At 61.7% G+C, this 9,607-nt stretch carries 9 protein-coding genes and 1 pseudogene; 7 read left to right on the top strand and 3 right to left on the bottom strand.

From position 1 onward, the window contains the following. The coding region (locus J0I64_RS06025) for an NAD(P)-dependent oxidoreductase (protein ID WP_291406706.1) at positions 1-261 on the top strand (261 nt) is incomplete at its 5' end. Between the two features lie 73 nt (positions 262-334). Beyond that, complete coding sequence (locus J0I64_RS06020; protein WP_291406705.1) at positions 335-1,006, top strand: YqaA family protein; 672 nt, start codon at positions 335-337, stop codon at positions 1,004-1,006. On the opposite strand, the gene J0I64_RS06015 is transcribed toward J0I64_RS06020, so the two are convergent. Both J0I64_RS06015 and J0I64_RS06010 read right to left on the bottom strand, forming a co-directional pair. Continuing rightward, the gene (locus tag J0I64_RS06015) at positions 1,003-1,935 is read right to left on the bottom strand and encodes a helix-turn-helix domain-containing GNAT family N-acetyltransferase (RefSeq protein WP_291406704.1); all 933 of its coding nucleotides are present in this window, start codon (positions 1,933-1,935) and stop codon (positions 1,003-1,005) included. The genes J0I64_RS06020 and J0I64_RS06015 overlap by 4 nt on opposite strands. Before the next feature lie 60 nt (positions 1,936-1,995). Then, the gene (locus J0I64_RS06010; protein WP_291406703.1) at positions 1,996-3,345 is read right to left on the bottom strand and encodes a M17 family metallopeptidase; all 1,350 of its coding nucleotides are present in this window, start codon (positions 3,343-3,345) and stop codon (positions 1,996-1,998) included. Positions 3,346-3,536: 191 nt separating this feature from the next. Here J0I64_RS06010 and J0I64_RS06005 point away from each other — a divergent pair, with 191 nt between their 5' ends. Then, positions 3,537-4,427 carry a LysR substrate-binding domain-containing protein gene (locus tag J0I64_RS06005; protein WP_291406702.1) on the top strand — a complete coding sequence of 297 codons (891 nt, stop codon included), beginning with the start codon at positions 3,537-3,539 and terminating at the stop codon, positions 4,425-4,427. Here J0I64_RS06005 and J0I64_RS06000 read toward each other — a convergent pair whose 3' ends face one another. Next, the gene (locus tag J0I64_RS06000) at positions 4,428-4,739 is read right to left on the bottom strand and encodes a cyclic nucleotide-binding protein (protein WP_291406701.1); all 312 of its coding nucleotides are present in this window, start codon (positions 4,737-4,739) and stop codon (positions 4,428-4,430) included. Between the two features lie 265 nt (positions 4,740-5,004). Here J0I64_RS06000 and J0I64_RS05995 point away from each other — a divergent pair, with 265 nt between their 5' ends. From J0I64_RS05995 to J0I64_RS05980, 4 genes and pseudogenes are all read left to right on the top strand, one after another. Continuing rightward, the gene (locus J0I64_RS05995; protein ID WP_291406700.1) at positions 5,005-6,576 is read left to right on the top strand and encodes an ABC transporter substrate-binding protein; all 1,572 of its coding nucleotides are present in this window, start codon (positions 5,005-5,007) and stop codon (positions 6,574-6,576) included. Further along, positions 6,576-7,523 (top strand): ABC transporter permease, encoded by a 948-nt coding sequence (locus J0I64_RS05990; protein WP_291406699.1) that lies wholly within the window; start codon positions 6,576-6,578, stop codon positions 7,521-7,523. The genes J0I64_RS05995 and J0I64_RS05990 overlap by 1 nt, the downstream gene beginning before the upstream one ends. Beyond that, a pseudogene (locus J0I64_RS05985) lies at positions 7,520-8,352 on the top strand (ABC transporter permease). Before J0I64_RS05990 ends, J0I64_RS05985 begins: the two are co-directional and overlap by 4 nt. After that, the coding region (locus J0I64_RS05980; protein WP_291406698.1) for an ABC transporter ATP-binding protein at positions 8,349-9,607 on the top strand (1,259 nt) is incomplete at its 3' end. The pseudogene J0I64_RS05985 and the gene J0I64_RS05980, both read left to right, overlap by 4 nt.

Genomic DNA, 9,607 nt, shown 5'->3' with positions numbered 1-9,607 from the left:
GGGCTAGGCGCCTGGTCGGAAGCCGATATCGTCAAGGCGCTAACCGATGGCACGCTGGGCGCTGCCAGCCTTGATGTTTTCGAGGTGGAGCCCCTGCCCCCGGACAGCCCGCTCTGGGCCATCGAGAACTGCTACATCACCCCCCATATTGCGGCGATCTCGGACGAGAAAAGCGGTGTGCGCTACTTCACCGAGGTCGTACAAGACCACCGCATGGGTAAGCCTTTGATCAACGTTGTTGACCGCCAACGAGGCTATTGACGGAAATTTCACTGGCCCACTTCAAGATTTTCCCTAAACCTTGTCGGGTAAACGACGAAGTCGCAGGTACAGCATGGCCGAAATCGCATCGACCGCCAAAATCAGCTTCTATGACCGCCTGAAGCTGGCAACGAAACATCGCCTGGCCGAGCCCATTCTGGCTCTGCTGTGCTTCCTCGAAGCCATGATCCTCCCGGTATTTCCGGAAATCATGCTGGCCCCGATGATCATTGCCGACCGGATGCGGGCCTGGCGGCTTGCCACGATCTGCACCATCGCCTCAGTGACAGGAGGCCTGGCCGGCTATGCGATCGGCTATTTTCTGTTTGACTCGCTGGGACGCGGAATCATCGAATTCTATGGCGCCGCCAACGGGTTCGAATCGCTGCGCCAGAGTTTTAATGAAAACGGTCCGCTGATGATCCTGATCGGCGCGCTCTCGCCTATTCCCTACAAGGTGATCACCATCACCTCGGGCGTGGCCGGGCTCGATCTCTGGACCTTCATCTTCTACGGCATTGTCGGGCGCGGCCTGCGCTACTTCGTGCCTTGCGGGCTTTTCTATTTCTTCGGACCGGTGGCCGGCGAATTCATCGAGAAGCACAAGAAGGTTGCCGGCTGGGGCATGATCGCCCTCGTGATCGTGGGCTTTGCGATGGCGCCGCTGCTGTTCCCCAGGAGTGACGGCGTGGTCGATCTTTCGCCCAACCACGCCGAAATCCACGACACCACCCCCGAAGGCTAAGCCCGGAATTCCAGCAGCCAGAACTGGCCATTGAGATCGGCGCCAAAAGAATGGTGCCGTTCTTCCCTGGCGAGGACGAAGCCGGCTTTCTGATAGATCGAGCGGGCCGAGGCGAGGCAATCCTGGGTCCAGAGCATGATCCGCTCATAGCCCGATGCCTTGGCAAAACTGACGGCCTCGGCGACGAGGCGGGCGCCAATCCCCCTCCCCCGGAACATGGGCTCAACGTAGAGCATGCGCAGCTGCGCGGTGCCCTCCTCACCATCCTCGGCAGGCACAACGAAGACCGAGCCGGCGACCTCGCCTTCAATCTCGGCGACCCAGAGATGCTTTGGCGGCGTCTTGGGCGCGGTTTCGAAGTCGGCATAAATGCGCGTGATGAGGGTTTCGAATTCACCGTTCCAGCCCTGTTCGAGATGGTAGAGCAGTCCCTGGCGGTGGATGAGCCAGCCGATCTCGCCGATGCGCGCGGCGCGAAGGACGAGGGTAGCGTCTTTTGCCTCATCCAGGATCGCTGATATCCGTCGCATGGAGCCGACGAGATCGCGGCGTCTAAAATCATCCAGGGGATCGAGGAGGGTTTCGGCCGCTGCCGCATCGCTCATCGCGTTGAATCGAGCGGACACGCCCCTGCCCTCCGACGTCAATTCGACAGGGTTGGCGCGGCCGTCGTCGCTGCGCGGGAGGTTCGCGACAAGACCCTGATCGACGAGTTTTGCCATCAGGCGGCTCATCTGCCCGCGATCCATGCCAAGCGCGGCCGCAACCTGTGCGGCCGTGGTCACGCCGGACGTGCTCAGCTCGTAGATAACCCGCGCTTCGGACAGCGAATACTGGGTCTTGTGCATGCCCTCGTCGAGCAGGCCGATGATCTTGGTGTAAAAGCGATTGAAGGAACGGACCTGGGCGATATCGGCCGGATCGGTCATGACTGGACTCCCATTTGCTTGAGTAAATCAAGCAAATGGTTGCCAAAGTCAACTATCTATCTATTTGCCGAAACGCTCACGGATTACCGAGAACACGGCGCGAATGCCCTGATCGGTCGCACCGACCGGACGGCCCGGACGCGCTTCCGGCGCCCAGGACAGAATATCGAGATGCACCCACGCCTTGGCCTTGCTGACGAAACGGCGGAGGAACAGGGCTGCGATAACTGAACCCGCATAGCCCCCGGCCCCGGTATTGTTCATGTCGGCGATCTTGGAGGACAGCTGACTGTCATAGGGCGCCCAGAGCGGCATCTGCCAAAAGGGATCTTCGACGGCGAGGCCGGCAGCAGCGATCTCGGAGGCAAGTTTGTCGTCGGTCGAATAGAGCGGCGGCAGTTCGGGGCCCAGTGCCACACGGGCGGCGCCGGTCAGGGTGGCCATATCAACAATCAGGTCCGGGCTTTCCTCATCGGCCAGCGCCAGGGCGTCGGCCAGAATGAGCCGACCTTCGGCATCGGTATTGCCGATTTCGACCGTGAGACCGCCGCGGGAATTTAGGACGTCGCCAGGGCGGAAAGCATTGCCCGAGATGGCATTCTCGACCACCGGCAGCAGCACGCGCAGGCGCACCGGCAGGTTTGCCGAAACGATCGCATGGGCGAGGCCGAGGATATTGGCCGCACCGCCCATGTCCTTCTTCATCATCAGCATGCCCGCAGCAGTCTTGATGTCGAGGCCGCCGGTATCGAACGTCACGCCCTTGCCGACCAGGGTCACCTTGGGATCGTCCTCGGCGCCCCAGGCGAGATCAAGCAGGCGAGGCGCCTGGGCGCTGGCGCGACCTACGGCATGAATCATCGGGAAATTCTGGGTGAGGAGGTCGTCCCCCACGACTGCCCGGAAGCTCATGCCGCGCTCGGTGGCGAAGCGTTCGACTTCCTTTTGCAGATTATCGGGACCGAGGTCGCTCGACGGGGTATTGACGAGGTCGCGAGCCAGAGTGGCAGCAACAACGTGGCGCTCGACCTCTGCGGCGTCGGCGCCTTCCGGCAGCACTAGGGTCGGGGTCGGCTTAGCTTCGCGATAGCGGTCAAAGCGATAGGCGCCGAGGCGGAAGGCGATGGCGGCCAGCGTCGCATCGCCAATATCACCTTCGAGACGGTACTCGGCAGCGGGAAGTGCGGCGGCAGCGAGCCCGGCAACGAAAGCAGGGCGCGCGTCGGGGGCGCCAGTACCAAAGAGGTAGCCCGAGAGGGCATCGTCTTCGCCAGGGAGGGCCAGGAGCTTGCCGCGCTGCCCCGAAAAACCATTGGCCTCGGTCCATACGCGCTGACGCGCCGTCAACTGCCCCGCCTCAAGCGCCCCTTCGGCGACGAAAATCACAGGAATGGCGGCTGACTTGGACATGGGGCTGCTCCGGCTTTCGATCCGTCATCACTAGCCCGCGTGGGCCGCCCAAGTCATCCCCCAACCCCAGCAAAATCCCGTTGCCGCGAATTAAGATGCGCGCGGGCCCGGCGTGGGATAAATCGTGCCGTGACGCGGCCTCGCCCCGTCACATTCCCTTTCTCCATTGTGCCGCCTTCACGTCGTTCGCCATGACCAAACTGCAAAAACTGCCGCCGCTGAATGCGCTCGTCGTGTTCGAGGCCGCCTCGCGCCTCGGCAGTTTTTCGCGCGCCGGTATTGAGCTTGGGCTAACGCAGAGTGCGGTCAGCCGTCAGATCGGCAAGCTCGAGGCGTTTATCGGCTCAAAGCTCTTCACCCGCGCCGTGCATGGCGTGCACCTCACCCAGATCGGGGAGGCCTACGCCGCCGACATTTCGCGCGTGCTTGGCGAAGTCGCCGCGGTGACGGAGGGGGTTCGCAGCTGGGTCGGACCGCGGCAAATCACTATTGCCTGCTCACGCGGCATTGCCGACCAGTGGTTCATGCCGCGCCTGACACGCATGCAGCAGGAAATTCCCGGGCTCGAACTGCGCCTGAAAGTGACCGACGACATCGTGCACCTGCGCCTCGATGAGTTCGACCTGGCCGTTTTCTATCGCAGTGAGCGGCCGGCCGGGGTCAATCTGATCGTACTTGGGCGCGAGGAAATCGTGCCGGTGGCAGCGCCGGGGCTGCCACCGCTCATGGATGTACCCGACCCCGTTGTCATCAGTATCGAAGACACACTGCGTGAATGGCAGGACTGGCCGCACTGGTGGCGAAGTGCCGGATTGATGGCTCCAGAGGGACAACGGCGCTGGTTGTTGGGCGACTATGGGCTGTGCGTTGCCGCCGCCATGCAGGGTGGCGGCTATGTGCTGGGCTGGACCTGGCTGATCCGCGAGCAGCTCGACGCGGGCATTCTGGTGCCTGTGCACGAACATATGATGCAGTCGGAAGGACGGTTCTATCTGATGCGTCCGGCGGACCGGCATCAGCGCAAGATTGTGCGCGAAGTAAGCGACTGGCTGATCGCGCACAATGTCAACAATGACAGCTAATTAGGCTGCCGCAGCCGGCGGTTCGGGATCGTTTGCGGCGCCCTGAATGATGGCTGGCTTGGCGGCATTCTTGCGGCGCTGATGACGGCTGTGAGCATAGCCGACGACCGTGAAAACCAGCCAGGCGGCCTGCGTCAGGAAGGAGCCAAGGTTGAAATTCCACATCAGCGAGTATATCAGGGCCACGCCCCCGAGGACGTTGAGTGCTGCATAGCGGCCGTCATCGATTGTGAGCACGCGCATCTGAATCAATGCATAGCCTGCCAGGTAGGCTACTGCGCCGATGAGACCTACGGCAGTCGCAAGCTCCATCTCAAATGCTCCTAAACGCGCCAGGGGCGGCGCTGCATTACCTATGATCAAACCGGGAAGTTGCGCGTCTTTGCATTGCGCTGTCCTCCCCAAACAGAACGCCATCTAGCCTCGACACAGATCAAACCATGCACGTCGAATACTAATAGGGGTATGACTTTTAATCATGCCGGGTGCGGCCGTTTGCCCACTAGTATTCCAGCCATGGGGACCGTCTCGCCGCAGTTGCGGACGAGCGGGAAGCAAGAACAAGCAAGGTAGGAATATGTCGCAGAACAAGTCGTCATTCGACCTGAGCCGCCGCCAGTTCATCGCTGGTGCAGCAGGGCTCGGTCTTACAACTCTCGCCAGCGGCCTGATCGTGCCGTCCGCATTCGCCCAGGAAGCGACGCCCAAGCGCGGCGGTGTGCTCAAGCTCGGCATCGGCGGCGGTTCCACCACCGACAATTTCGATATTCGCGTTTTGCAGGACTGGGTGCCGGTCAACCAGGCCTATATGACCTTCAACGGCCTTGTCGAAATCGACAAGGACAACATGGTCCAGCCCGAACTGTTCGAAAGCTGGGAACCCTCGGCCGACGCCAAGGAATGGACCTTCAAGATCCGTCAGGGCGTCACCTTCCATAATGGCAAGACGCTGACCGCCGAAGACATCCTCTATTCGCTGAACCTGCATCGCGGCGAGGCCTCCACCTCCGCAGCGCGTTCTACCGCCGGCCAGTTTGCCGATATCGTGAAGGTCTCGGATACCGATATCAAGATCGTGCTCGACAGCGGCAATGCCGATCTTCCCTATATTCTGTCCGACTATCACTTCCTCGTCGTGCCGGAAGGCTTTGAGGATTGGACCAAGCCGATCGGCACCGGTCCCTTCGTGCTCGAAAGCTATGAGCCGGGCGTGCGTGCGCGCTTTATCCGCAACGAAAGCTACTGGAAGCCCAATACCGCCTGGGTCGATGCCGTCGAAGTCATCGTCATCAATGACATCGCTGCCCGCACCAATGCGATGATGAGCGGCCAGGTGCATGCCATCAACCAGCTCGACTTCAAGACCGTCGATCTCCTCAAGCGCAATCCGAACCTGTCGGTGGTGCAGTCGGCCGGTGGCCAGCACTTTACCTTCCTGATGGATTGCACCCAGGGCGTCTATGCCGACAACAATGTCCGCATGGCCATCAAGTACGCGATCGACCGCGAGCAGCTCCTCACCACGGCCCTCCGTGGTTACGGCAAGCTCGGCAACGATCACCCGATCCCGGTCACCGATCCGTTCTATGCCGCCGACCTGCCACAGCGCGCCTATGATCCGGAAAAATCCAAGTTCTACCTCAAGGAAGCCGGCCTCGACTCCCTCAATATCGAACTCTCGGCTTCGGACGCTGCCTTCGCTGGTGCCGTTGACGCCGCCGCGATCTTCCAGGGCACCGCTGCTGCCTCGGGCATCAATCTCTCGATCAAGCGCGAACCGAGCGATGGCTACTGGTCCAATGTCTGGATGAAGGCGCCGTTCTCGATGGGTTACTGGGGTGGCCGTCCGACGGCAGACCAGATGCTCACCATCGCCTACTCGTCGACCTCGGCGCAGAACGACACGCATTGGAAGAACGAGGCGTTCGATGCCAAGCTCATCGAGGCGCGTGCGCTGCTCGACAATGCCAAGCGCAAGGAAATCTACGCTGAACTCCAGCAACTGGTTTCCGATGACGGTGGCGCGATGATCCCGATGTTCGGCGATTATCTCGACGCTGTCTCGACCAAGCTCGGCGGCGTGACCACCCATCCGATGTTCAACTTCATGGGCGCGCGCCTCGCTGAAAAGGTCTGGCTCGAAGCATAATGATCCAACTTATCCTTAAGCGTGTCGCGCTTGGGGTCCTGACGCTCCTGCTGGTGTCCGCGTTGATTTTCGCGGGCACTCAGCTCCTGCCGGGCGACGTCGCCTCGGCAATTCTCGGACAGAATGCAACGCCGCAATCGCTGGCTGCTCTCCGACAGGATCTCGGCCTCGATCTTCCCGCCTGGCAGCGCTACCTCTCCTGGCTCTATGGTTTCGTGACCGGGGATCTGGGCATGTCGCTGGCCAATCGTCAGCCCGTTGCAGACCTCCTCTGGCCGCGTTTCGGCAATACTATGGCGCTCGCCGCCTATGCCGCATTGGTCTCGGTGCCGATCGCCGTTCTGCTGGGCCTGGCCGCAGCCGTGCGCCGCGGCGGCATGTTCGATCGTGGCATCAACATCGTGGCTTTGGCCTTCGTTTCCTTGCCCGAATATTTCCTTGGGCTGCTGCTGATCCTGTTCCTTTCGGTGCAGTTCAACCTGCTGCCGAGCCTTGCCGATACCTATTCGGGCATGAACTTTGGTGACTGGCTGCGGGCGACAACCCTGCCGGCTTTGACCCTGGTGCTCGTTACCGTGGCGCAGATGATGCGCATGACGCGCACGGCTGTGCTCTCGGTCATGGATCAGGCCTATGTGGAAACGGCGTTTCTGAAAGGTCTGCGCACCAAGCGCGTCGTCCTGCGCCATGCGCTGCCCAATGCGGCGGCGCCGATCGTCAATGTGGTGGCGTTCAACATCGCCTACCTCATTACTGGCGTCGTGCTGGTGGAAGCCATCTTCAACTATAACGGGCTTGGGCGCTTCATGGTCGACGCGGTCGCCAAGCGCGACCTGCCGCTGGTGCAGGCTGCCGCCATGGTTTTCGGGGCGGCCTATGTCATCCTCAATTCCATTGCCGATATCGCCGCTATCGCCCTCAATCCCCGTCTGAGGCATCCGCGATGACCAGCAAACTCAAGGCAATTCCCCTCTCCGCCTGGCTGGGTATCACCATCGTGACGCTCAACCTGCTTATCTTCGTCTTCGGACCAATGCTCGCGCCCTATGGCATGAACGAGATCGTTGGCGCGCCCTTCGATCCGCCGTCGGGCCAATTCTGGTTCGGCCTCGACCAGAACGGCCGCGACATGTTTTCGCGCCTGCTTGCTGGTGCACAAATGTCCATTGGCGTGTCGCTGGCGGCGTCGCTGATTTCGTTCTCGATTGGATTGGCATTCCGCTGGGTTTCGTCGCTGCGCTCTTCGGTGGCTGGGTCGATACCGTGCTCTCGCGCATCGTCGACACCGTCATGTGCATTCCGGTGCTGATCTCGGCGCTGGTGGTCCTGCAGGCACTCGGCTCCTCGGTGCCGGTGCTGATCTTCACCATTGCACTCCTCGACAGCACCCGCGTGTTCCGTCTCGCCCGTGTCGTGGCTCAGGGCATTTCAGTGCTCGAATATGCGGAAACAGCGCGCCTCCGTGGCGAGAGCATGGGCTGGCTGATCACCCGTGAAATCCTGCCCAATGCGCTGCCGCCGCTGATTGCGGAATTCGGCATGCGCTTCTGCTTCACCTTCCTCTTCGTCGCTGGCCTCTCCTTCCTCGGCCTCGGCATCCAGCCGCCCTTCGCGGATTGGGGCGGCATGGTGAAGGACAATCAGCAGGCAATTCTCTACGGCCTCTACGCGCCGCTCTTCCCGGCTGCCGCGATTGCGCTCCTCACCATCGGCGTCAATCTCGTCGTCGATTGGCTGCTCAATTCCGGCAACGCAACCCAGGGGGCCGATCGATGAGCAATGTCCTCACTATTCGCGGCCTCAAGGTCGCGGCACCCAATGGGAACCTGCTTGTCGATGGCATCGATCTCGATCTTGCGCCCGGCGAAGTGCTGGGGCTGATCGGTGAATCCGGTGCCGGCAAGTCGACCATCGGCCTCGCCGCCATGGGCTATGGCCGTGGTGGCTGCCGCATTGTCGGCGGCACCATCGACATCACCGGCACTTCGCTGATGGCAGGCAATCGCGCCACCCGCGAAAAGATGCGCGGCGCCCGCATTGCCTATGTCGCGCAGTCGGCCGCAGCGGCTTTCAATCCGGCCATCCGCATCGGCGAGCAGATCGTCGAAGGCGCGCTCTACCACGGCAAGATGACACGGCCCGAGGCGGAAGCCTGGAAACTGGAGCTCCTGAAAACCCTGCAGCTGCCGAACCCCGACACCTTTGGGGATCGCTATCCGCATCAGGTTTCCGGTGGCCAGTTGCAGCGCGCCATGGTCGCCATGGCGATGTCCTGCCGCCCCGACATCATCGTCCTCGACGAGCCCACCACCGCGCTCGACGTGACGACGCAGATCGAGGTGCTGGCGCTGCTCCGTAGCCTCATCCAGCGCTACAATACCTCTGCCCTCTACATCACCCATGACCTTGCGGTCGTGGCCCAGATCGCCAATCGCATCATGGTGCTGCGCCACGGCAAGATGGTCGACGAAGGCACGGCAGAGCAGGTGCTCGAAGCGCCGCGTGAGGAATATACCCGCATGCTCGTCGCCGAGCGGCAGGGCAATCTCTCGGGTGCCGTCGAAAACCACAAGATCGGCGACGTGCTGCTCGATGTGAGCGGCGTGCACGCCTATTACGGCAAAACGCCGGTACTCGATGACATTTCGTGCAATCTGCGCCGTGGCGAAACCCTCGCCGGGGTCGGCGAATCCGGCTCCGGCAAGTCGACCCTGGCCCGCGCCATTGCAGGGCTCCTCCCCACCTCCGCCGGCATGATCAGCTTTGACGGCCGCCGGCTCGACCGCTCCTATAAGCGTCGCAGCCGCGAAGAATTGCGCCGCATTCAGCTCGTCTATCAACTGCCTGACGTGGCGCTCAATCCGCGCCAGACGGTCGGTGAAATCATCGGACGCCCGATGAAATTCTACTTCGGCATGCACGACGTGCCCAAGCAGAAGGAAGTCTCCCGCCTTCTCGATCTCATCGGCCTGCCGCAGGATTTTGCCACCCGTCTTCCGGGTGCCCTTTCGGGCGGCCAGAAGCAGCGCGT

The organism is Devosia sp., assembly GCF_017307565.1.
Lineage (GTDB): Bacteria > Pseudomonadota > Alphaproteobacteria > Rhizobiales > Devosiaceae > Devosia.
This window is presented reverse-complemented; position numbering and strand designations above follow the sequence as displayed.

Bases quoted from the DNA above. Each gene is read 5' to 3' on its own strand.
- J0I64_RS06020 (WP_291406705.1), top strand. From the start codon at position 335: ATGGCCGAAATCGCATCGACCGCCAAAATCAGCTTCTATGACCGCCTG.
- J0I64_RS06015 (WP_291406704.1), bottom strand. From the start codon at position 1,935: ATGACCGATCCGGCCGATATCGCCCAGGTCCGTTCCTTCAATCGCTTT.
- J0I64_RS06010 (WP_291406703.1), bottom strand. From the start codon at position 3,345: ATGTCCAAGTCAGCCGCCATTCCTGTGATTTTCGTCGCCGAAGGGGCG.
- J0I64_RS06005 (WP_291406702.1), top strand. From the start codon at position 3,537: ATGACCAAACTGCAAAAACTGCCGCCGCTGAATGCGCTCGTCGTGTTC.
- J0I64_RS06000 (WP_291406701.1), bottom strand. From the start codon at position 4,739: ATGGAGCTTGCGACTGCCGTAGGTCTCATCGGCGCAGTAGCCTACCTG.
- J0I64_RS05995 (WP_291406700.1), top strand. From the start codon at position 5,005: ATGTCGCAGAACAAGTCGTCATTCGACCTGAGCCGCCGCCAGTTCATC.
- J0I64_RS05990 (WP_291406699.1), top strand. From the start codon at position 6,576: ATGATCCAACTTATCCTTAAGCGTGTCGCGCTTGGGGTCCTGACGCTC.